20 protein-coding genes are annotated in these 24,841 nt (G+C 34.0%); 9 read left to right on the forward strand and 11 right to left on the reverse strand.

What is annotated here, in order from left to right:
- Positions 1-232: 232 nt before the first annotated feature.
- On the forward strand, positions 233-1,621 hold the full coding sequence (gene glmM, locus RC62_RS15180) for a phosphoglucosamine mutase (protein WP_055096644.1): 1,389 nt from the start codon (positions 233-235) through the stop codon (positions 1,619-1,621).
- A gap of 75 nt (positions 1,622-1,696) precedes the next feature.
- Here glmM and RC62_RS15185 read toward each other — a convergent pair whose 3' ends face one another.
- On the reverse strand, positions 1,697-2,569 hold the full coding sequence (locus RC62_RS15185) for a lysophospholipid acyltransferase family protein (RefSeq protein WP_055096646.1): 873 nt from the start codon (positions 2,567-2,569) through the stop codon (positions 1,697-1,699).
- A gap of 112 nt (positions 2,570-2,681) precedes the next feature.
- Here RC62_RS15185 and RC62_RS15190 point away from each other — a divergent pair, with 112 nt between their 5' ends.
- From RC62_RS15190 to RC62_RS15205, 4 genes are all read left to right on the forward strand, one after another.
- Entirely contained in the window at positions 2,682-3,329 is a 648-nt protein-coding gene (locus tag RC62_RS15190; protein ID WP_055096648.1) for a rhomboid family intramembrane serine protease, read from the forward strand.
- Positions 3,330-3,382: 53 nt separating this feature from the next.
- On the forward strand, positions 3,383-4,072 hold the full coding sequence (locus RC62_RS15195) for an SIMPL domain-containing protein (protein WP_055096650.1): 690 nt from the start codon (positions 3,383-3,385) through the stop codon (positions 4,070-4,072).
- Positions 4,073-4,379: 307 nt separating this feature from the next.
- Positions 4,380-6,098 (forward strand): FAD/NAD(P)-binding protein, encoded by a 1,719-nt coding sequence (locus RC62_RS15200; RefSeq protein ID WP_055096653.1) that lies wholly within the window; start codon positions 4,380-4,382, stop codon positions 6,096-6,098.
- 229 nt (positions 6,099-6,327) lie between these two features.
- Positions 6,328-7,296: a YheT family hydrolase gene (locus RC62_RS15205; protein ID WP_055096655.1), complete on the forward strand. Its 969-nt coding sequence runs from the start codon at positions 6,328-6,330 to the stop codon at positions 7,294-7,296.
- Between the two features lie 17 nt (positions 7,297-7,313).
- On the opposite strand, the gene RC62_RS15210 is transcribed toward RC62_RS15205, so the two are convergent.
- The 3 genes from RC62_RS15210 to RC62_RS15220 form a co-directional block, all read right to left on the reverse strand.
- Positions 7,314-8,384, reverse strand: coding sequence for a serine hydrolase domain-containing protein (locus RC62_RS15210; RefSeq protein WP_055096658.1), 1,071 nt, complete (start codon positions 8,382-8,384; stop codon positions 7,314-7,316).
- A 163-nt stretch (positions 8,385-8,547) separates the two neighbouring features.
- On the reverse strand, positions 8,548-9,423 hold the full coding sequence (locus RC62_RS15215; RefSeq protein WP_055096660.1) for a helix-turn-helix domain-containing protein: 876 nt from the start codon (positions 9,421-9,423) through the stop codon (positions 8,548-8,550).
- A gap of 169 nt (positions 9,424-9,592) precedes the next feature.
- Positions 9,593-10,288, reverse strand: a complete 696-nt coding sequence (locus tag RC62_RS15220) for a hypothetical protein (protein WP_157472532.1) — start codon at positions 10,286-10,288, stop codon at positions 9,593-9,595.
- A 365-nt stretch (positions 10,289-10,653) separates the two neighbouring features.
- Between RC62_RS15220 and RC62_RS15225 the strand changes: the two genes are divergently transcribed.
- Positions 10,654-12,333, forward strand: a complete 1,680-nt coding sequence (locus tag RC62_RS15225) for an AraC family transcriptional regulator (RefSeq protein WP_055096664.1) — start codon at positions 10,654-10,656, stop codon at positions 12,331-12,333.
- Between the two features lie 122 nt (positions 12,334-12,455).
- Here the strand turns inward: RC62_RS15225 and RC62_RS15230 are convergent, their stop codons facing one another.
- Positions 12,456-12,716, reverse strand: coding sequence for a helix-turn-helix domain-containing protein (locus RC62_RS15230; RefSeq protein ID WP_055096666.1), 261 nt, complete (start codon positions 12,714-12,716; stop codon positions 12,456-12,458).
- A 524-nt stretch (positions 12,717-13,240) separates the two neighbouring features.
- On the opposite strand from RC62_RS15230, the gene RC62_RS15235 reads away from it, so the two are divergent.
- The 3 genes from RC62_RS15235 (at position 13,241) to RC62_RS15245 (ending at position 20,542) form a co-directional block, all read left to right on the forward strand.
- Positions 13,241-16,261, forward strand: coding sequence for a SusC/RagA family TonB-linked outer membrane protein (locus RC62_RS15235; protein WP_055096668.1), 3,021 nt, complete (start codon positions 13,241-13,243; stop codon positions 16,259-16,261).
- A gap of 10 nt (positions 16,262-16,271) precedes the next feature.
- The gene (locus tag RC62_RS15240; protein ID WP_055096670.1) at positions 16,272-17,645 is read left to right on the forward strand and encodes a RagB/SusD family nutrient uptake outer membrane protein; all 1,374 of its coding nucleotides are present in this window, start codon (positions 16,272-16,274) and stop codon (positions 17,643-17,645) included.
- Between the two features lie 221 nt (positions 17,646-17,866).
- Positions 17,867-20,542 (forward strand): S9 family peptidase, encoded by a 2,676-nt coding sequence (locus tag RC62_RS15245; protein WP_055096672.1) that lies wholly within the window; start codon positions 17,867-17,869, stop codon positions 20,540-20,542.
- Between the two features lie 174 nt (positions 20,543-20,716).
- Here the strand turns inward: RC62_RS15245 and RC62_RS15250 are convergent, their stop codons facing one another.
- The 6 genes from RC62_RS15250 to RC62_RS15275 all read right to left on the reverse strand — a co-directional run bounded on the left by RC62_RS15250 (position 20,717) and on the right by RC62_RS15275 (position 24,775).
- A complete protein-coding gene (locus RC62_RS15250; RefSeq protein ID WP_055096674.1) occupies positions 20,717-20,995 on the reverse strand; it encodes a DUF6520 family protein in 279 nt (92 codons plus the stop codon).
- A 112-nt stretch (positions 20,996-21,107) separates the two neighbouring features.
- Positions 21,108-21,386, reverse strand: coding sequence for a hypothetical protein (locus RC62_RS15255; RefSeq protein ID WP_055096676.1), 279 nt, complete (start codon positions 21,384-21,386; stop codon positions 21,108-21,110).
- A gap of 394 nt (positions 21,387-21,780) precedes the next feature.
- Positions 21,781-22,050: a DUF6520 family protein gene (locus RC62_RS15260; protein ID WP_055096679.1), complete on the reverse strand. Its 270-nt coding sequence runs from the start codon at positions 22,048-22,050 to the stop codon at positions 21,781-21,783.
- 264 nt (positions 22,051-22,314) lie between these two features.
- The gene (locus RC62_RS15265) at positions 22,315-22,590 is read right to left on the reverse strand and encodes a DUF6520 family protein (RefSeq protein WP_055096681.1); all 276 of its coding nucleotides are present in this window, start codon (positions 22,588-22,590) and stop codon (positions 22,315-22,317) included.
- 278 nt (positions 22,591-22,868) lie between these two features.
- Complete coding sequence (locus RC62_RS15270) at positions 22,869-23,144, reverse strand: hypothetical protein (protein ID WP_055096685.1); 276 nt, start codon at positions 23,142-23,144, stop codon at positions 22,869-22,871.
- Between the two features lie 83 nt (positions 23,145-23,227).
- On the reverse strand, positions 23,228-24,775 hold the full coding sequence (locus RC62_RS15275; protein ID WP_055096687.1) for a DoxX family protein: 1,548 nt from the start codon (positions 24,773-24,775) through the stop codon (positions 23,228-23,230).
- Positions 24,776-24,841 lie beyond the last annotated feature (66 nt).

Below are 24,841 nucleotides of genomic sequence, written 5' to 3' on the forward strand. Positions count from 1 at the left end.
GGTTGGTTAAAACCGTAAGGTTTTAGTAAAAGTATGAAAACTTTTTTAGATCGTTTTTATAATAAGACTTTAGAATATAAACTTAATATTTTAGATTATTTAAAATCTCTGTTCCGAAACTTCGGGATAGCAACTTAAAAACTTAGTAAGTTTTTTAAATTCTTAGCAACTTAACTCCTTAGTAACTCAGCAACTTTTTTATATTTGTAACTGGTAACTATAACTCAAAAAAATGACTTTAATAAAATCGATATCAGGAATACGAGGAACAATTGGCGGAAAGGTAGGAGATAACCTGACTCCTGTTGATGCTGTAAAGTTCGCATCAGCATATGGGACTTTCTTGAAAAATAATACTTCAAAAGAAAAATTAACGGTTGTAATTGGTCGTGACGCCAGAATTTCTGGTCCTATGATTCATAACCTTGTTGTAAATACTTTAGTAGGTTTAGGAATTAATGTAATTGATCTTGGACTTTCGACAACGCCAACGGTTGAAGTGGCTGTCCCGCTTGAAAAAGCTGATGGTGGAATTATCCTGACAGCTTCTCATAATCCAAAACAATGGAATGCGTTGAAACTACTGAATGAAAAAGGAGAATTTTTAAGTGGGGCAGAAGGAGCAAAAATCCTTGAAATTGCCGAAGCTGAAGCTTTCGATTTCTCTGATGTAGACAGTTTAGGTGAAATTACTATAAATGATGCTTACATGGATATTCATATCGACGAGGTTTTAAACTTACCTTTAGTAGATGTTGAAGCTGTAAAGGCAGCAAAATTTAAGGTAGTTGTTGATGGAGTAAATTCATCAGGAGGAATTATTATTCCAAGATTACTGGAATTGATGGGGGTCGAAGTAGTAAAATTATACTGTGAACCAAACGGACATTTCCCACACAATCCTGAACCTTTAAAAGAGCACTTAACGGATATTTCTGAATTAGTAGTGAAAGAAAAAGCCGATTTGGGAGTTGTCGTAGATCCTGACGTAGATCGTCTGGCTTTCATTTGCGAAGATGGAGAAATGTTTGGAGAAGAATATACATTAGTAGCTTGTGCTGATTATGTTTTGAGTAAAACTCCGGGAAATACAGTTTCGAACATGTCATCATCACGTGCGTTGCGTGACGTAACTGTTGCCCATGGCGGAAAGTATGAAGCCAGTGCAGTTGGTGAAGTAAATGTGGTTGAGCTGATGAAAAAAAATAATGCCATTATTGGTGGTGAAGGTAACGGTGGAATCATTTATCCTGAATCTCATTACGGAAGAGACAGTTTAGTAGGAGTTGCTTTATTTTTAACGCATTTAGCAAACAAAAAAATATCAGTTTCGGCATTGAGAGCTTCTTATCCTGAATATTATATGAGCAAGAATAAAATTGAATTAACACCACAAATTGATGTTGATGCGATTTTAACAGCTATGACAGAAAAATATAAGAATGAAGATATCACAACGATTGATGGTGTCAAGATTGATTTTGCTACAGAATGGGTACATTTAAGAAAATCAAATACTGAACCTATTATCAGAATTTATACTGAAGCTCCTTCTCAGGAAAAAGCAGATGTTCTGGCTCTTCGAATTATAGACGAAATAAAAGCAATTGCCGGAATTTAGTTTTAGCTACTTTTAAAACAAAAATACCTCTTTCATGAATTTTGAAAGAGGTATTTTTTTAGTTTTTACACAAATTTAATCTACTCTGTGTTTCCATCTTTTATGAGTCCATAAATAATATTCAGGAGCTTCGTAAATTTGTTTTTCTACTTCTCTTAAATATTTTTCTGTAATTTCAAAGTTGGCATAATCTTTAGGATCTTCTGCTATTGGTATAATTGTAGCTTCATAATAACCACGTGCAACTTTGTTAACCTTTACAAAAATAACACTCAAGTCATATTTTTTTGCCAGCATTTCAGCTCCAGTGTGTACAGGAACTTCGATTCCCATGAATTTCATCGAGTGAAAAATTCTATCCAGTTTAGGCGATTGATCGCTTGCTAATCCGTAAAGGCTTAAAATACCGTCACGTTGATTTTGTGCCATCAACGGAATTGTTTTTCTGGTTTCAACTAATTCAGCATCGTATTTTGAACGTATTTTTCTAATTAATTTATCAAAATACGGATTTGCTATTTTTTTGTAAACCCCAATTCCTCTAAAAGCAATACGTTTGTTAATGGTCAAAAGCCATTCCCAACTCGCATAATGTGATGCTACCAGAACAACGCTTTTTCCTTTTTTTTCATATTCTCGAAGTACTTCAATATTGGTAACAGTAAATCTTTTTTGCATTTCTTCAGGAGAAATACTCATTGTTTTTATCATTTCTAAAAACATATCACACATATGCTGATAGAATTTTTTTTCAACTTCTTTTCGTTCCTTTTTGTTTAAGTGTGGTAAAGTAAGAGCCAGGTTCTCGCGAACCACTTTTATACGATATCCAATAATATGATATACCAAAAAGTATACACAATCTGATAACCAATAAAATAATCGAAATGGGAGTATAGAGATAAGCCAAAGTAAAGGATAGGCTAATATATAAACGAGAAATTGCATGTAATTTTTTTTTACAAATATAAAGCAAAAATGAATAACCAGTGATATTTTGGTTCTACGCTAACATATGTTTAAGAATGACTATATTTACAATTCACATTAAATATTATTTATGAATACCGTTAATACCGTTTTGGTTGGAATTATATTAGCCAATGCCTTAATTAGTTACAAAGGTTTTAATGATCTTGCTTTTTTTAGAAAATACGAATTTCATGTTGGAAGTATTCGTTCCGGAGAACAAATCAGAATGCTTTCATCCGGTTTTTTGCATGTAGATATGATGCATTTAATCTTTAATATGTTAACACTTTGGTTTTTTGCACCTGTAGTAATTCAATGGTTGGGTACAATTTCTTTTGTTTTAATTTATTTTGGAAGCTTAATTTTTGGAAGTCTCCTTACAATGTTATTCCATAAAAATGATTACAGTTATAGAGCAGTTGGAGCTTCAGGAGCTGTAACGGGAATTTTATATTCTGCAATATTATTACAACCCGATATGATGTTGGGGATCTTTTTTGTCATACCAATGCCGGCTTATCTATTTGGAATTTTATATTTATTATATTCTATTTATGGTATGAGGGCTAAAAATGATAACATTGGTCATACAGCTCATTTTGGAGGCGCAATTGGCGGTTATTTGATTACCTTGGTAAAAGAACCTTCATTAATAGTAGATCATAGTTTAATGGTGATTTTATTAGCAATCCCTATTTTGATACTTTTTATAATGGCAAAATTGGGAAAATTATAATGCTGGCATAACTTTTGAAATGTCCTTATCAAATAACTTAAAATATAACAAAAATGAAGAAAGTAGTATTATTTTTAACAATCATGTTTATGACTATGTCTTACGGCCAAGAAACCAAACAAATTCCTCAAATCAATGTAAATGGAGAAGGGAAAGTAAAAGTAGCACCTGATCAGGTTTGTATTTCAGCAACTGTTGAAACAAAAGGGAATAATGCTAAAGATGTCAAAAAGCAAAATGACGAGAAGATTGACGCTGTTTTAAAATTCATTAAAAAAATGAATATTCCAACAGCAGATTTCAAAACTAAACAAGTAGCTCTTAATCCGCAATACGATTACGAGAAAAAGAAAACAAGCTACAATGCAACACAAACTATTGAAATTGTATTAAAAGATTTATCTAAATACGATGAATTAATGGAAGGTTTGGTTCAACAAGGAATTAACCGTTTAGACAGAGTTTCTTTTGAAACTTCTAAATTACTACAACTTCAGACAGAAGCCAGAAAATTAGCAATAAAAGATGCTAAATCAAAAGCAGAAGATTATGTTTCAGTTTTAGGTCAAAAAGTAGGTAAAGCAATTACTATTTCTGATAATTCAGTATACCGTCCGCAACCTATGTATGCCGCTATGAAATCAATGGCTATGGACAGCAACGGTGGTGCAGAGAATGAAACTTTAGCAGTTGGAGAAATTGAAGTTACTGCAAACGTAAGCGTGAGCTTTATTTTAGATTAAAAAATACCTTTATATAAAAAAATCCCATTTGTACATTTTACGAATGGGATTTTTTTTGAATTGAATTTAAATATTTTTTCTATAAGTAAATCCTGTTTTTCCTGCGTGAGCTACAGATTCCTTTCACTTTTGGTTTTTATCATGGCATTGTTTCTAATTTCTTTAATGAACAAAAGGGAACAATAATTTTGAAACAGTTTACAATTTTTGTGTAAAATAAATGGGTTCTTCCAATCTTATATTTACGGAGCTAAAATTCTAGATATGATCAAGAACACTAGTATTTTAAATAATTAAACTGAAGCAAATGAAAAGTGAGAACGGTAAAAAGCGAATTGCAATTTTAGGAGGAGGTCCAAGCGGTCTTTTTATGTATAAAAGACTGATAGAATCAGGAAATGTAGATTTTGAAGTTGATATATTCGAACGTAAAAGTACTCTTGGTTCTGGTATGCCGTATAGTACAGAAGGAGCAAACGATGAGCATATTACAAATGTATCCGATAATGAAACACCCGGACTCGTTACATCAATTGCAGAATGGATTCTAACTATTCCTAAAGATATACTGGATAGATTTCAGATTGATCCCGATAAATTTAATGAATATAAAGTTTTACCCAGATTACTTTTTGGCTATTATCTTGCTGACCAGTTTTCGCTATTACAGCAAAGTGGTGCTGAAGCCGGTATTTTGACACGCGTTCATTACCAAAGCAATGTTATCGATGTTAGTTATAATGAAAAAGATAAGGAGGTTTGGGTTGAAACAGCAACAGATAAAATTAATTTTGACTATGCAGTTATTTGTACAGGACATAACTGGCCTGTGCGTTATGAAGGAAAAGTTAAAGGATATTATGATGCACCTTATCCGCCATCAAAACTATTATTAAAACTCAATCATCCGGTTGCTATAAAAGGTTCTTCGCTTACTGCTATTGATGCAATACGAACTCTTGCGAGAGAAAACGGTTCCTTTAAAAAAGACGAAAATGGCAATACAAGTTTTTGTCTCCATGATGAGAGTCCTGATTTTAAAATAGTAATGCATTCCAGAAGTGGTATGCTTCCTGCCGTAAGATTTCATCTCGAAGATTCGCATCTTAATAATGATTCTTTATTGACAGAGGAGGAAATTGAATTTCACAGAAAAAATAATGATGGTTTTCTTTCTTTGGATTTTGTGTTTCAAAAAGATTTCAAAGAAATAATACGCAAGAAAGATGTTGATTTTTACAATCGCATTAAGGATCTTAGTCTGGAGGATTTTGTTTTGGAAATGATGGAACTTCGCGAACGGCTTGATCCATTTCAACTTTTAAAAGCAGAATATGTTCAGGCAGAGAAATCAATAAAAAGACAAGAATCAGTTTACTGGAAAGAAATGCTGGCAGTGCTTAGTTTTGCGATGAATCATCCTGCAAAATATCTTTCGGCAGAAGATATGCAGCGTCTTCAGAAAGTATTAATGCCTTTGATATCTATTGTGATTGCTTTTGTTCCTCAAAAATCATGCATAGAATTACTGGCACTTCATGCTGCCGGAGTTTTAGATATTATTCCGGTTAGTGCAGACAGTACTGTTGAACCGCAACATAACGGAGGTATTGTTTATAATTTTTTAAGCGATGATAATAAGACGCAATCCGTATATTATCAAACTTTTGTTGATTGTGTTGGTCAGCCGCATTTATCTTATTCTGATTTTCCTTTTAAGAGTTTACTTCAGCAAAAAGCAATTAGTCCGGCCAAATTAAAATTTAAATCTGGTGAGGAAGGACATTTAGCATTTATGGAAGGCAATTTGCCAGTTGAAAAAGACAGTAACGGAAGTTATTTTTTAGGTGTATCGGGAATTGCAATCAATGATAATTTTCAAATTATTGATCATTACGGAGCTTACAACGAAAAATTATATATTATGGCAGTACCTTACATTGGAGGCTATAACCCTGATTATTCCGGATTGGATTTTTGTGAGGCAGCTTCATTACGTATTTTAAAAAGTATGTTCGAAGTGTAAAAAGTTTTTTCATTTTGGATATTTCTTTTTTCAAATTTATGGTTATCAAATATATTTTAGGTGTCTTTTGAATGTTTTATTATAGAGAAACATATGATAAATATAAAGTTATGAAGCAAAAAGTTCTTTTTTGTTAGTGATTTTAAAATGAAATAAAAAAGATAGTTTTAATTTAGATATTAATTGATTTCTTAGATTTGTATAGCGTACCCATAAAACTTTTATTGTCATGCCTGTAATTGAACAATCAGAATATAATTTTCCTTCTATTATTCATAGGAACAGGCATATTTCTACCATTTATGCTGCTTTGTTTAAAAAGTTTGAAGTTCCCGGATATACAAGAGAAAAGCATGAATTAAGTGATGGAGATTTTATCAATATCGATTTTATTATAAATGATCCTAAAAAAGCAGTTATTTTATGCCATGGTCTTGAAGGTGATTCACGCAGAACTTACAACAATAGCTGTGCGGCTTATTTTCAGCAGAAAGATTTCTCGGTTTTTGCATGGAACAATCGTACCTGCGGAGGAGAAATGAACCGATTGCCAAGACTTTACCATCATGGTGCAGTTGATGATCTTGACGAAGTAGTACAATTTGTTTTAAAACAAGGTTTCGAAGATGTTTATTTGATTGGATATTCGATGGGAGGTGTTCAGCTTTTGAATTATTTAGGCTGGACAAAAATCGATAAACGGATAAAAGCGGCAGTTTCTATTTCAGTACCAACTCATATCGCAACAAGCGCTGCGATACTCAAACAAGGCTTTAACAGAGTATATCTAAAGAATTTTACAATTGATATTAAAAGAAAACTAAAATACAAAGCAGCACAATTTCCTGATTTTATAAACCGCGATCAAATTGATAAAATTTCATCTTTTGATGAAGTTGATCATTATTTTACAGCACCACTACACGGATTTGCAAGCAGGGATGATTATTATGAACGTGTTTCTCCAGAATTTAGCCTTAAAAATATTACCACTCCGGTTTTAATTATCAATTCGCTTGATGACCCTTTTTTAGGAGAAAGATGTTATCCCAGAGATATCGCCCAGGACAGCGCATATGTTTATCTGGAAATGCCAAAATATGGAGGACATTGCGCTTTTCCGCTCCGTAATTCAATGCATTCGTATGTAGAAAAAAGAGCTTACGAATTTTTTGAATTATGTAAAGAGCGTGCTTAATATTTCAGAAACTTTTTTTAGTCTTTAGAGTTCTGCAAAATGTATTTGGCTAAAATTTCAAAAGCTTGTTTCGCTTTAAAAGAGCCATAGTTGCCTTGCGTAAAAACAACGGTCAGGTTTAAACGTTCTATTATAAAGATATATTGACCTCCATTGCCGGATGCAAAAAGTAAATTTTCCTCTATATTATTTGTCTTTATAGTTTCGCGATACCAATAATAGCCATAATATGCAGGCTGTGGAAATCCTATTTTACTTCTGCTGGATTTCATAAATGAAAAATCAGGAATCATAATATTGCATACTGTAGATTGTGCAATCCATTTTTTTGAAATAATCTGTTTGTGATTGTAAACACCCTTATCCTTTACTAATTGACTAATTTTTAACATGTCAATAGGCAGCATATAAAATGAACCGGCAGTCATCGCATTACCGCTTGGATCTACAGTCCATTTATAGGAGGAAATGTTAAGAGGATCAAATAAATATTTTTTTGCAAAGTCCTTTACAGACATATTTGTTGCTTTTTTTATAATTCCACTTAAAATCATAGGATTAACAGAGGTGTAAGCCCAGACTTCACCGGGTTTATTTTTCATTGGAAGATTAAGGGAATATTCGACCCAGTTTTTGCTTTGACTCATATTGTCCTCACAATCTTTGGTGTCATTAAATTCTTCACAATCAAAACCGGATTTCATCTCCAGAAGATTTTTTATGGTGAGGAGCTTCTTAAGCGGATCTGTTTTCAGAGATGGATATTCCGGAAAGAATTCATAAACCTTCTGATTAATATCCTTAATAAATCCTTTGTCGATTGCTATTCCAACCAGAAGGCTTGTGATTGATTTAAACGAAGAGCGGGAATCATTAAGGGAATCTTTTGTGTAACCATTAAAATAGTGTTCATATATCAATTGATTGTTTTTTGCAATAAGTACGCTATGAATTTTAGGATAGTGATTACTCAATATCGAATCTGTCATTTGGTCCAGAGCAGAACGATATTGTGTTTGATGAACCTGTCCGGTTATAGTGAAGATATTTAGCACTAGTAAGATATAAACAAAAAGAAAATCTTTCATATTGTGTATTTTTTATATTTGGTTAGGTTAAAAAACTGATAATAAGCATTTACCAAGAACATCATTAGAGGTTTTTTATTGTATGAATGAAGATAAACAATTAGTTTTAGAGTTTGGTAATACCAGATTAATAGAGAATATTCTAATAAATCAATTTCGATAATTATTTGATTTTAGATCGGTATTCCGAAGGGGAGAGGGCAGTACGTTTTTTAAAGAAAGTACTAAAAGATGAAGCATTACTAAATTCTAATTCGTCAGCGATATCAACAATAGTTATTTCGGGGTTTTCCAACAATTCCTTAGCCTTAGTAATTAAAGCTTCAGAAATAAGATCTTTGGCATTTCGATGGGTAATTTTCTTGACAATCTTGTTTAAATGTGCCGGAGTGACACAAAGTGCATTGGCAAAGAATTCAACACTATGCTGCTCTTTGCAATGTATATTGATCTGACTTAGAAATTGTGAAACCAGAAGCCCTTTTCTTGTTCGGGAAAAAATGATATCACTTTTTTGATATTTAGTATAAAGTATTCGAATCTCATGCAAAAACAAAGTAATAGTATGGTGTGTTGATTCGCCGTTGTTTACAGGATGTACTGCGGTTTTGTTTTTAAGATATATTACTTTAAAAAGCGACAACATCAACTTAAAATCAGCGGTATCAAGAGAGACACTGGAATAGTTTACCGAATTTAAAAAATGAAAAAACAATTCCTGATGTACAATCAAATGCTCTTTTACGACATATTCCCACGAAAATGCCATAATACATGCCTGAAATTGCTCATCAATACTGATTACGCGGTAATTGGTATCCTTTGGCACTAATACTAATTCCTGAGCAGTAAATTCCTGAATTCGATCATTCATCTCAAATTCTATACTGCCGGACCTAATCAGGAGTATGGTAAAATTGGCGGTTTTAAAAGATTTATCTGTATTCCAGCCTTTAATTTGTTTTATAAAGGAAACAAATAATCCTGTTTTGTTCTCGTTTTCAGATTCAAGTTTGTTACTGATAAAATACTGAATCATGATTAATTATTCTTTTAGTAATTTAATCAAAAAAAATATAATGCAATTTACAGTTTTTGTGCATTTACTGGAAAATAAAAAATCATAAGAAAAGCAATAATTGTTTAAGTATTTTAGAAAATGCTGTAAACAACTATTGCTTATCCAGAGTTAGTAGTTAGTTAATGCATCAATTGGCAATCGAGTTGTTATATCTTATTCCGGTTACCAAGGCCATAGTTACCGGCGATAAAGAAGAATCCAGTGCACCTACTGTTCCTCCTATAAAATTCCCCACAGAAGTATCCCAATCTCTATCTTTAACCATGTCATAATAAACAGAGTAGCGTACAATCGATGAGGTAGTTAATATAATTCTCTTGTCCTGATTAGTCAGGTCAGTACTGGAGAGAATTTCAGATTCATATGATTTAATAAAGTCGTAGACATCCTGATAAGACTCAGAGTTGATCCCGGTTACAGAATCAATAAATGTTGTAAGGCTGGTTTTGCCCGAAGAAGTCAATACTGAATTTTGAATAATATCAAAGGCACTATTTTGCGGATTAGTGACAAGAGCATTAATCGTGTTGTAGGCAAAGGGAGAACGGCAATCTTCAACAATATTGATGGTATTGGAGCTGGTAATCGACTGAATTTCGTTCATAATATCTTCTGTCAATGTGTTAGTCGATAATGCATTATCGAAGGTATGTGACAGATAAATTTCAAGTACTTCATTGTGAAGCCTTCCCACACTATCATAGGGATTCGTGTTATTTTCAGGGCCTGATAAACCCGATAAATTTATACCGGGTTTTTGAAAACTGGTTTTGTTAGTAGTGGTTAGGACTTCTGCACTGTCTTGAGAAGTGCAGGAAATCAAAAAGAGCGGGAATATTATAATCCCTATTAGCGTTTTTTTTTTCATGTTTTCATGGTGTTTTTAGAAATTAAAGAGCTTTTCAGGCTCAATTCATTTTACCAGGTAAGCAGAATTTTTATTTGGTACGATACCAAACTTTAGCTATTGTGAATTCTAAACAAAACTAGAATTAGAAATGATTTCTCACAAATCATTATATATTGAATTCCACGAATTATAGTATTGATTTCGTGAAAAGTCATAATAGTTTTTTTTTTTTAATAATCCTTTGTTTGTTAATACTTTATGTTACTTTTGAAGGTGTAATACTTTAAAAATATTTTAGCTGTTAAATATTATGAAACTTTCCTCCAAATCTACATACTATGGCTATTTCTTACCCCATTCTATCCCTGTTGTCGATAACACAATTTGTTATTTCGCAGCAAAAAACCTACACTATTTCTGACTCATTAAAATCTAAAAATTATGAATATCTCGACGAACGAATTGATATTTTTAAAAGAGACCCTTCTAAAGCAGAACCTTATGTTGTTTATTATTTATTAAAAGCAAAATCAGAAAAAAATTCCCTCGAAATTGTAAATGGCTACAAAAATTACCTTTTACTGCAAAGTGATGATAAATCAAAACTGATTTATACGGATAGCATGGTATATGCTGCTAGAAAATCTCAAAATAATGCCCTCATTGGTTCCGCATATCTCTCTAAAGGAATCGTTTATTATTCGCAAAAAAAATATGCCGACGCACTGGATAATTACATTATAGCAAATGATTTTATTTCTAAGACAAAAGATGAATACCTGATTTATAAGGTAAAATACAATATGGCGCTTATAAAATATTATCTGGGTTTGTATGATGAATCTCTTGCGTTGTTTAAAGATTGCGTAAATCATTTTAAAAACACCAATGACAGAGCATATCTCAATTCCTTGCATTCCCTGGGACTTACCTACAATAAATTGGGTAATTATGGTCTTTGCAGTGAAACAAATAAAATAGGATTATTAGCAGGAAGACAGCTCAATAACAGAGAAATGGAATGCTATTTTATGCATTCTGAAGGCATTAATCAATATTCTAAACAAAATTATGCCCTGTCTATAAAAATCATAAAAAGTACCTTATCATGTATTCGTGCCAATAAGGATTTTGCAAATGAAACATTGGGAGACTTGTATATTGGTAAAAGCTATTGGGCATTAAATAGAAAACAACAAGCATTGCATTATTTTGATAAAGCCGATAGAATGCTTGACGAAAGACAATACGTGCGTCCCGAGCTTCAGGAAATGTACGAGTTGTTAATTGATTATTATATTACAAAGAAAAAATCTGAAGTAGGGCTGTATTACATTAACAGACTATTAAAAGCAGATAGTATTTCTAACGCTACTTATAAATATTTATACGGAAAGGTCGTCAAAGATTATGATACCAAAAAATTGCGAACAGAAAAGAAAAAAATAGAGATTGCCCTGAATCGAAAAAAATACAGGGAACTAATCTTTATAATTATTATCAATTTATTGGTTTGCACATCCTGCTATCTGGTCTATAGAAATCTTAGAAACCGAAGAAATTACAGAAAAAAATTTGCTGAGCTAATGAGTAAAAACGAAAAGGTAAAAGACTCAGCAAAGCTAAAAAAGATTCCGATGGAAGAATTGGATGTTAATCCTGATGCTGTAATTATCCTGCTGAAACAGTTGGAAAAATTTGAACGCGATAAAAAATTTCTGGAAATGGACTGGACACTTGTAAAATTGGCTGCCTCTTTTAATTCCAATACCAAATACCTCTCGAAAGTAATTTACTTTCACAGAGGTAAAAAATTTGCTGATTATATAAATGATCTTAAAATTGATTACTTGATTGAACTTATGAAAACAAATAGAATGCTCCGGAATTATACCAATAAGGCATTGGCCGAAGAAGCGGGTTTTAGTACGACGCAGCGTTTTACAAATGCCTTTTATTCAAGAGTTGAAATTTCGCCTACTTTCTTTATCAGAGAGTTGGAGCGCCAGCAATTGTAATAATGATTCTATAATTTAAATTAGTAAAAAAAAGATGTAAATGTTTATATCATAAAAGTATAAGTATTCGATAAGTTAAAAATGCTGGTGATGTTTATTATGTATTAGTATTCAAATAATTTTCATTTGTGTAAATCATCAAATTTTAATTCAAAATCAAAATTCAGCAAATCTTTTGGATGAACGCCTAAACCCGTCGCAATTCTAGCAATAGTTTCAAGTGTCGGGTTGCCTTCTCCTGTCTCATATTTATTATAATTGCTGGCATCAAATCGGGTTAGACTATCCACGGCACTTAGGGTTTTTATCTTTTCCTCCCTGATTTTTTTTAAATTTTCACCAAATCTTTTTCTATAATCCTTCAGTAGTTCTTCTTTAGCCATATTCTTAATTTGATGGTACAATTTTTAACTTTTAATAAAAATATTTATGGTGATATATCACCATGAATATTTTTTTTTTATATTTGTGCTAATTCATTGTGTAATTAGCGTCTTTGTTATTCTTATATGAACATTGAAAGATTCGCTTTGGATCTTGTTATCGAAAACTGGGTTTAATAAACCTTGAGATGATAAGTAATTGTGCTCACGTCTTGCGGGGACGTGAACTCACTCATTATTCCTCGGTATTCTTATTACCCACATAGAGTTTAAGCTGAATTAAGCACCATTTTTGGCTAAGCTCTTCAGCTTTATTGTTAGCATTCAATCTTCATTGTTTTTAGGCTTGCAGTAATATTAATCCAATAACAAAAAAAAATTAATGCCTATGATTCAACAGAAATGGTAGTTGATACCATAACCATTTAATTTACTACATAAAAAAATGGTCCTCTAATTCGTCGCCAAACTAGTATAGAGGACCATAGCTAACAAACTAATGTTTCACTTAACTAACCAATATTATGAATAATTTTTCATTTTACAAAGGTTGTAAGGCTTTTTATTGCCTATTTTTTTTAGGATGTTTCTTATCTTCCTCCTTTGTTCTAGCTAGTAATTCGCTGCGGCAACAGCAGCCGAATTTATCTCAAAAACTTGTTCAGGGTAGCATCACAGATGGTACCAATCCGTTACCTGGTGTAACCATTGCTATAAAAGGCAAAGCCAACTCAGCAACTATTTCTGATCATACAGGACAATATAGTATGATCGCCGCCAATTCTGACACTCTTGTTCTTGCTTTTATTGGTTTTAAAACCGCTCTGGTTCCTGTAAATAACAGGCAAACTATAAACGTAGTATTACAGTATGATGTAATGGCGCTGCAGGAAGTCAGGGTAAACGCAGGATATTATACAGTAAAAGAAAGCGAACGTACCGGGAGTATTTCCAGGGTTACATCTAAAGATATCGAAATACAGCCTGTGACAAATGTTCTGGCCGCCATGCAGGGCCGAATGGCGGGAGTCGATATTACTCAACAAACAGGAACTCCGGGAGGAGGCTTTGATATCAAAATAAGAGGACAAAACAGCCTCCGCAGCGATGCAAATTCACCACTCTACGTTATTGATGGAGTACCTTATTCTTCAGATCCCATAGGATCCAGTCAAACTTCAACACCTTATCCTTCCTTTTCAAGTCCGCTTAACGGCATTAATCCTGATAATATCGAAAGCATTGAAGTACTCAAAGATGCCGATGCAACTTCTATATATGGATCAAGAGGAGCCAATGGAGTAGTGCTGATTACTACAAAAAAAGGAAAAAAAGGCAAAACATCTTTTAGCATTTCAAGTTCTACAGGAGTAGGAAAAGCGACCACTTTTCTTAAATTAATGAATACGCAGGATTATCTTGCCATGCGCAGACAAGCTTTCATTAATGACGGTCTCACACAATATGGACTGCGTGATTACGACATAAATGGTACCTGGGATCAAAATCGATATACAGACTGGCAAAGGGAAATCCTGGGGGGAACTTCTCAAATAAATGATGTACAGGGGAGTGCATCAGGAGGATCTGAGAAAACCCAATTCAGGCTGGGAGGAAACTACCATCAGGAATCCACGATTTATCCGGGAGATTTTAGATATAAAAAAGGAGGCGCACAGCTCAATGTAAACCACGTATCTGAAGACAACAAGTTCCGCTTTGCCTTCTCTGGAGGTTATGACAGCCAGAACAATAAGCTGCCATCTTTTGATCTGAGTTCAGTTGTACGATTTATTCCTCCCAATGGTCCTGCGCTCTACAATGCTGATGGAAGCCTTAATTGGGAAAATGGCACATGGCAAAATCCGCTGCGAAATCTCAATGCCGAATATCGGTCTAAAACCAATGATCTTATTGCAAACACAGTTTTGTCTTATGAAATTCTAGACAATCTTACTGTAAAAGGCAGTTTTGGATTTACAGATCTGCACACTATTGAAACCAGAACTGTACCTTCGACAATCTACAATCCTATCTTTAATGTATCAAGCGATCGTTCTGTAATTTATCAAAATAATACAGACAGATCTTCGTGGATCATCGAACCTCAAATAAATTACGAAAGAACACTTGGCAAAGGTAAACTTGATGTCCTCCTTGGCGGGACTTTCCAGAACCAGGTCACAAGCACACTTTATCAGTTAGGGGCCGGATTTATATCTAATAGTTTGATATACAATTTGTCAGCAGCAAAATCTGTTCTGGTCACCAATAATGATGAAACACAATACAAGTATCAGGCATTTTTTGCCAGGGCAAACTACAACTGGCAGCAGCGTTACATTTTGAACCTTACGGCCAGACGAGACGGATCCAGCCGTTTTGGGCCTGGTAATCAATTTGCGACATTTGGGGCAGTGGGGGCTGCCTGGGTTTTCTCCCGTGAGAGTTATTTGCAAGAAAGCCAATGGCTAAGTTTTGGAAAAATTCGAGCTAGTTACGGTACAACGGGTAATGATCAGATTGGGGACTATCAATACCTGAATACGTATAGCACCACGGGGGTTAACTATGGCGGAACGGTAGGAATTCAGCCTTCAAGACTTTTTAATCCGGATTTTGGATGGGAAATCAATAAAAAACTGGAATTTGCACTCGAATTGGGCTTTTTACAAGACCGCATCTTTACAACAGCTTCCTGGTATCAAAACAGATCTTCTAATCAGCTTGTAGGAATACCATTGCCGGGAACAACAGGTTTTTCTTCTATACAGTCCAATCTGGATGCTGAGGTTGAAAACAAAGGACTCGAACTGACTCTTAGAACGGTCAATTTTAATAATACAGATTTTAAGTGGTCCACGAATTTTAACATCAGTTTTGCCCGAAACAAACTGTTGCGTTTTCCCGGTTTAGAAGGCTCTACTTATAGCCAGCAATATCGTATTGGACAGCCGTTGAACATCAATATTCTTTATCAATATAAAGGTGTTAATCCTCAGACTGGTGTTTATGAATTTGAAGATTACAATAACGATGGAAACCTAACCATTGCTGACGATGCTAAAGTTCTGGCTAATCTTAATCCAAAATTCTACGGCGGTTTGCAGAATCAGCTTACGTATAAAAGATGCAGCCTTGATTTTCTTTTTCAATTTACAAAACAGAAAAAAAGAACCTATCCGCTGGGTCTGGCAGGAGTAATGTCAAACCAGTATCGAAAAATTAATGATTCGTGGATGCAGCCCGGAGATAATGCACCTTATCAAATTTTTACTACCGGCTACAACTTTGATGCTGTTCTGGCTGATTATTATTACTCAACCAGCAGCGCAACGGTTACTGATGGTTCTTTTATCCGTCTTAAAAATATAGCCTTTTCTTATAATCTTCCATTACTACTTAAGGAGACAAACTGTAAAATAATAATAGAGGGGCAAAATCTGGTGACTTTTACCAAATACGAAGATGGGGATCCTGAATCTATTCCTGGTTTTTTACCTCCTCTTAAAGTGATCACTGCGGGAGTACAATTAACGTTTTAAAGCTATAAAAATGAAAAATCTAATAACAAAACTGTTATATTTAGCTGGCTTTTTGCTATTGCTAATTTCCTGTGATTCTTTTGTAGAAACGGATCTCCCTAAATCACAGCTGAACAATGAAGCCGTATTTGAAGATTATGCAACAGCTACTGCTGCTCTAACGGATATTTATTCTAAAATTAGAGATAACGGAATGCTGAATGGAAATGGTATACCTGTACAGCTGGGAAGTTATACTGATGAAACCGATTCTTTTCAGAGTCCCTCCAGTCCTTCTGAAGCTTTTTATCAAAACAGGCTGCTTCCGTCTTCTCCAACAATTCAGGATTGGTGGAATGTGGCTTATAATCAGATCTATGCTGCCAATTCTCTTATCGAAGGAGTACAAAACAGCAAAAATCTCTCAGAACAAAATAAAAAGCAATTGCAGGGAGAAGCATTGTTTATTCGGGCACTTATTCATTTTTATCTGGTAAATCTTTTCGGGGATATTCCGTATGTGATTGAAACAGATTACAGAAATAACAGTAAAATCCCAAGAACAAGTACTCAAAATATATACAATAACCTGATTGCTGACCTGCAAAATGCGTCCTCGATGCTGCCTGAAACTTACAGTCCTGCTCAAAGAGTGCGTCCTAATAAGTTTACCGCCCGTGCTCTTCTGGCTCGCGTATATCTGTACAACAACCAATTTACCGAAGCAGCTAATGAAGCTTCTGCTGTGTTGAACCAGACAGGATTATTTTCACTTGAACCAGATCTTGATCAGGTATTTCTAATAAATTCAAGAGAAACAATCTGGCAATTGCAATCAGCAAACGCTGGAGAAAATACGGTAGAAGGCAGCATATTTATTTTTGTATCAGGTCCTCCGGTTCTGGCTCTAACTGAAAATTTTGTGAATTCATTTTCAGCAGCAGATCTTCGAAAATCAAATTGGATTAATTCTGTTACAGATGACAGCACAATCTGGTATCATGCATTCAAATATAAAGAACGCAGTAATACTCCTGCTTCAGTAGAATATTCAGTTCAGTTTCGATTAGCAGAACAATACCTGATTCGCGCTGAAGCCCGTGCCCATTTGGGTAATCTTGGCGGAGCGAGAGAAGATCTCAACAAAATAAGAGAACGCTCCGGACTTGGCCAGACAACCGCACAAAGCCAGACCGAAATTTTAAATGCTATCCTGCAGGAAAGAAGATGGGAACTTTTTAGTGAACCGGGACACCGTTTTTTCGACCTGAAACGTTTTGGACAACTGGACAATATATTGTCAGCCGTGAAACCAGGATGGAATAGTGAAGACAGAATTTTTCCGATTCCACAGAACGAATTAAATGCAAATCCTAATCTGTTACCACAGAATCCGGGATATTAATAAAAGTCCTGCTGAAAAAACTTTATTAGTCACATAGTTTTAGATGCAAGTCTTAGAATCAATACCTATTTTAATTGTTTTTTGCCTTTTTGGAAACCTGTCCCTCTTTTGGGACAGGCAGGCAAAAAAAGATAAAATTTTAAAAAGCATTTACAATTCTACAGAAATCAATACAAATTCCACTTACTTCCACAGGCCAGGGGGTATTAAATAAAACAATCATGTCAAAAAAAAATATAAGTCCCACTGCTTTAGGTGGAAACTTTAAAAGCAAATACCAATTTTTATTTTTAGTTTTATTTTTATTATTTATTTTGCCATTAGTAGCCTGTCCCCTTTGGGGACAGGTAAGGCAAAAAAAAGATCTGACAGAAGCGGATTATCATCTATGGGGAAATACCAGAATGGATAAATTTTCTCCTGATGGACGCTGGGCAAGTTATATAAATATACCTGAGAGTGGAGGAGATACTTTATTTGTACGAAGTACATTTAATGGTAAAAAGTATTATATCCCATCTGGTCGAAACTCGATTTTTACACGAGATAATTTTTTTTATTGTCAGAATGGGAAGGATCTTGAATGCATAAATCTAAAAAACGGAAAAAAACAAACTATTTCTGGTGCTGCTGATTATCAATATTCAAACAAACAAAATTTACTGATATATCTTAATCGGGCTTCGCCAAACAATAAAACGCTTCAGATTCAATCTCCTTCAGGAAAAATTTTAAAATCAATAGACAATGCAGTGCAATATTCGCTTAGTCCTAATGAAGAACTGCTGTTGTGCTGTGTCCTTACAAACGGAAAATACGGATTATTACTCATAGATCTTAAAAAAATAAATTTTGAAAAATGGGTTATATCTTCCAATGCAAACCAACCAACCCGGTTTGTTTGGAGCAAAGACAGTAAAGCAGCTACCTTTTTCTCGATATCAAAAAACAACAGCACTGAACCACTTTTTTACTATAGAGCTGATCTCGATAAACTCTTTGAATTTAATCCCGCTTTGCAGTCTGGTTTTCCTGAAAATTCAGCAATTGCCAGATTATCAGATAAAATTATAATTTCGGATGATTTGCAGCGTGTTTTTTTTCGTATCAGGAAAAATACAATAAATTCACCTCCAGCTTCTTCTTCTTCTTCTCCTGAAATATGGAATACGAATGATAAATTGGTTTATCCTTTAAAAAATAGTGAGGGTATGCAGGAAGAGCCTGAAAAAGTAGTAATGTGGCGACCTGTTACAGGAGGATTTTCACAAATAACAACTCAGGATCTCCCCAGAATTACACTCTCAGGAAACCAGCAATATGCGCTTTTATCTAATTTGCTTGAATATGAACCGCAGTTCAATTATGAAGGTCCAAGTGATTATTATCTTTTAAATCTCACTACAATGGATAAAAGGAAAATTTTTAGCAAAGCTTCCTTTTCTCTTAATTATATTATTCCTTCACCAGACGGGCGTTATATTGTCTATTTTAAAAACAACGATTGGTGGACTTATGACATTGAACAAGATAAACATACCAATATTACAGACAAGATAAATACTTCATTTACAGGAAAATTGAGGGTTTTAGTAGGCAGCTCGGCATTTGGAAACCCGGGATGGAGTGCTGATAACAAAGAAATATTGCTTTATGACCAATATGACATATGGGCTGTGAAACCTGATGGCAGTGCTGCAAGAAGATTAACCCGCGGACGTGAAGATCAAATAAGATATAGAATTGGGGATACCCCAGATGACAATAGGTTGTATTTTATATACGATGGCCTCACAGCATTTAGGTATGATTTAGAGAAACAGCTTATTTTAAATGCAAAAAGCGATGAAGGAAAGTCGGGTTATTTTATATGGAATAAAAACAGGATTGAAAAAAAAATAGTTTTTGAGGATTCCTATGTTGATCAGCTGCATTATACTGCCGATAAAAAGAAAATAATTTATCGCAGACAAAAGTTTGATCTTCCCCCACAGTTTGTTTTCAAAGAAGAAAGAGGTAAAGAAAATGTTTTCCTGCAAAGCAATCCACAGCATCAAAATTATCATTGGGGTAAAAGTGAATTGATTCATTTTGAAAATTCAAAACATCAAAAACTAAAGGGAGTATTATATTATCCTGCGGTTTATGATTCACAAAAGAAATACCCAATGATTGTTAATATTTATGAAGTACAGTCAGAAACACTTCATGATTATATATTTCCTTCTATGTATAACGAGACTGGTTTTAATCCTGCGGTTTTTACTTTACAGGGATATTTTGTTTTTTTGCCGGATATTTTAAACGAAGATGAGAATGTAGGTCCATCTTCTTTGGACTGTGTTTCTGCCGGAATCGAAAAAGTGATTTCAATGGGAATCATTGATCGGGATAAAATAGGATTAATGGGACATTCATTTGGAGGATATGAAACTGCTTTTATAATCAATCATACAAAATTATTTAAAACCGCGATTGCCAGCGGCGCTATAACAGATCTCACCAGTTATTTCCTGACTATAGGATGGGGAACCGGCAGACCTGATATGTGGCGTTTTTATAATGAACAGTTTAGAATGAAAGGAAAAACGCCATTAGAAAATCCGGAAGATTTTAGTCGTAATTCTCCACTGGCTTCCATAACAAACTTAAATATACCTTTATTGCTATGGAGTGGGAAAGTAGATTTGCAGGTTGACTGGCACCAAAGTGTTGAATATTATCTGGCAATGCGCCGTCTGGGCAAAAAAGGAATAATGCTTCTTTATCCGCAGGAAGGACACGGTCTTACAAAACCCAAAAATATGGAAGATTTGACCCGGAGAGTATTAGAATGGTTTGGATACTTTTTAAAAGACGAAAAAAACATTGAATGGATTAACAACGGAATTAAATAATTCCGGAAATGTGCAAATAAAAAAATACCATTCTATTAGAATGGCATTTTTTTTACATTCTTATGACTTACACTCTAACAAATGAGTATGCAAGATGTCTTGAGTTAATTATAAGCGTCGAAAAACGTATAGTATTTTCATGATTTGTTGAGGTATTGGTTTACATTAGATCATTTATGGTTTACTCTTCCATAGAATATTAAGGCACATTCCATAAAAATTTTTACCAAATGCCATGGGCCCGTTAGGATAGGTTACACGGCACATGGTTTGTGATACGATATCGCTGCATTCTACCGAAATGTCACAGAAACCCTCAGAATCTAAGCTGAAGCCCGCGACATTTACATAATTCTTAGAAGCACTCTGCATCGAAGAGGTTGCAAAGGCTAATGCAATTGCCAAAACAGCGGTGGCAATCGGCATTCCATTTTTAAAAAAAAGCATTTTCATAATATTAAATATTTAAATTAAACTGGTACTTTCTTCTATTCTATTTTTTTCTCGGAATTACTCTCCGTTTTTATACGTATAACTTTCCGGATAAAAATCCCATTCAGGTTAATCAAAAATAACAAAGCCATAAGGTTTGAATACATTGTCCCTGAGGGTTTTTGCCAAAGGCTATTGGTCCATTGGGATACCATGAACGGCATATTTGTGCACTGGGAACATCACAACATGATATGGGAATATTGCATTCGTTTTGGTCGTTTAATATGTAGCCGGTTTTTGGTGCAAATTTGCTGGACGCAATCTGTATAGAAGCGGTAGCAAAAGCTACTGCAGTTGCAAAAATAGCTGCAGCAATTGGTATTTCGTTTTCAAAAGACAGAGTTTTCATAATAGTATTTTTTTAGATTTAGGTTTAGTATTGTTGTTCTATAAGTTGTTGTTAAAAGTAAATTGGTTATAATAATTACAAACAGTGCCGCTCCAGATTATGGAACGGCACTGAGTTTTGTATTAAATACCTTTATGTGAATCTTCATATAAAAAGAACATCTCCCTGAGTATTTTACCAAAGGCAGGTGATTTCCGGATAATAATCCGGTTAAAGATGCTCCTGCAATTGCCAAAATAACGGAGGCAATCAAGCATAATGTATTATAAAAGTTGTTTACATTAAATTTTAACCTGTTTTGTTATTGGTATTCGATTTTTTCCTGATTGATAGCTCATTCAGGTTTATATGCTGATTTTAATTAAGATTTATATTCTTATATGAAGAAGTTGCATTAAAGGCGCCACAAGGTATACATACAATTTCCAAGAAAATTTTTCTCGAAAGCTATTGGTCCGCCAAAACCATAACGACATATATATGAACTTGGATAATCACTGCATACAGTAGCAATATTACATTCTCCGTTAGGTTCTAATACGTAGCCGGTTTTTATTATAAAATTACTGGATTTACTTTGCATTGAATTAGATGCAAAGGCTCCTGCCATTGCCAACACAGCTGTGGCAACGGGTATTGCTTTTTTTAAAAATAAGGTTTTCATGATAGTATTTTTTTGTTAAAATTTGATCTGCTTGCTATTTGCAGGCATCCGTTTTTCCTTGACAAGCTCTCAGGTTTTTATAGTGGTTTTAATCCGAATTTTTAATTTAGATAAAAATCCTATTCAAGCCGATCAAAAGGATAAAACACAAAGAATGCTGGTATTTTTGAAAGCAGGTCGATTAAATGAAGTAAAACTTTATTTAGCCAACAATGCCGTTCCGGATTATGGAACAGCATTGCAGTATCTACCAATTTATTGTCATTATGGACGATACAAAACAGTATTACAATTTCCTGTAATAGGAGTTTTTTGGAAGGCTTGATCACCAATAGGATACGATAATCTACAAACTTGAGATGATGGGATATCGCTACATGCCACAGCAATATTACATTCACCACTAGGTTCTAATACGAATCCGGTTTTTAGTTGAAAAGCACTTGATGAACTTTGCATTGAAGTAGTTGCAAAAGCTCCGGCAATTGCCAAAACAGCTGTGGCAATCGGCATTCCTTTTTTGAAAAATAAGGTTTTCATAATGTTAAAATTTTAGATTAATTAATTTTTTTGATTAAACGTTGATCTGCTTTCTAATTACAATATTTTGTTTTCCTTGACTGGCTCTTCGGTTTGTATAGGCTGGTTCTCATGAGAATTTTTATCTTAGATAAAAATTCCACTCAAGTCAATCAAAAAGATAAACATAAAAGATCCTGATATTTGAAAGCAGGTCGATTAAATGAAGTAAAACTGTATTAGCAACAATGCCGTTCCGGATTATAGACCGGCATTGCAGCCTGGATAATCCATTATGATTATGGACGCCATAATACAGTATTACAATTTCCTGTAATAGGAGTTTTTTGGAAGGCTTGATCACCAATAGGATACGATAATCTACAAACTTGAGATGATGGAATATCGCTACATGCCACAGCAATATTACATTCACCACTAGGTTCTAGCACAAATCCGGTTTTTAGTTGAAAAGCACTCGCTGAGCTTTGCATTGATGTAGTTGCGAAAGCTCCTGCCATTGCCAAAATAGCTGTGGCAATTGGCATTCCTTTTTTTAAAAATAACGTTTTCATATTACTAAAAATTAAAATTATAAACTTTGATCTACTTTTTTCTACAGGTATTCGATCTTTTTCCTGATACAGGCCTGTATATTTTAAAATGTTAGCTTTTTTACATTAAAACTTTCATTTTTTATTTCTTTTTTCAAAATGTCCCTAAACTTATAAACTACCAGCTGATTGCCAATTAAGGCATATAAACTATCATCTGTTACTAAAAAATCTTTGAGTTTATCATCTCCAATATTATAAATGGCCAGGCTCATTATATAAGCATGTCTATTTATGTCATAAACATCAATTATAGAAGCTTGTTCCCAAAGCTTGTCATCTTCAAATTTTCCTTTTATCTTAGAGTTTACAAAAAGAAGGTTCCCATAAACGGCTGCATTTGCATTAACAATAAGGGGCGGTGCTTTCATTGTTCGTTCATTCTGTTTTTCTTTTTTCAAATAAGCTACTTTAATTTTTGCTTTCGAAATGGTATCGATAGTGCGACCGCGATGAATTAATTCTCCATTTTTGTCTGCAATGATATATTGGTTGCGATAAAAGTATAAGTATATCTGTTTTTGCAGCCCTTCGTCGTATAAAAGGACACCATCTGTATCAAAAAAACCATCTAGTTGCTTTTGAAGAAGTGTACTTTTAAATTTTACCTGTGGATTTTGATTTTCATTGTAGACTCCCAGTATGTTAGCCATACTTTTTGTATTAGATCTAAATGCCATACTGCTGCTGTCCATTGGCTGAGCCAGTGTAAAATAAGGAACTCCTTGTATCTCATGATCGAGTTTCCAGTCTCTTGTGCTTCCTCTAAAAACAGTTGGCACTTTACCATCCTTTAAATAAAAATAAGAGCCTCTTACTGAAATTTTAGTACTCTGAAAAGGAATCTTTTTCTCAGGATTAAAAATAATTTTTTCGATTTTAATACTATCCAGATCCTTATCTACTGATTTTAGCATCAATGGCGCCGTATAATTTCCCAGATATATTCTGCCTGCAGACTGGCCTGCAAAGTAATAGGAGTTGTATTTTAAATCCAGCTCTTTTTTATATTGTGCCGGATGTTGAGGGTAACGTCTTATAAAAGGATTTTCATAATGCATGATTTTTTCAGAGTACAGAAATAAAAGCATAACAACAGTACTGCTAAATACGATAGTTACAAATAACTGAAGATAATACGGCGAGGTTTTTTGAGTTCTTTCTGAATTATTTTTGGTGTGATTGATCCAGAGTGCTGCTCCGCCTAATATTACAAACGCAATATTGAATGCTAAATGCTGTTTCCAATTCATTTTTTCTAATATACCACCACATGAACACGGAACAAATGAACTATAATTCAATATAATGTAGATATAAGCAGTAAACATGGTCATTAAACAAAAACCTGCATAGAGAGCCATAATCCTCGTTCTGCGGAAAATGAGCAATATTGCAATAGCAAATTCCACAATCAGTACGAGCCAGGAAACCCAATCTGCGAAGGCACTTAATAAAGGGGATTGTCCTAGTTGAATTTTAAAGTTTTCAAAATCAAGTCCTTTGCTCATGGCTGCATAAATAAATAAGAAAATATACAGCAGACATACAATTTCAATAAATAATTCCTTAGGTTTTTTAATTAATCTCATATTAGTAGGTGTTATATTGAAAAATTAATAATTACACTACAAATTTAGTTTCGTGATCGTCAAAAT

The sequence above is a fragment of the Flavobacterium aquidurense genome (assembly GCF_001404985.1).
GTDB lineage: Bacteria > Bacteroidota > Bacteroidia > Flavobacteriales > Flavobacteriaceae > Flavobacterium > Flavobacterium aquidurense_B.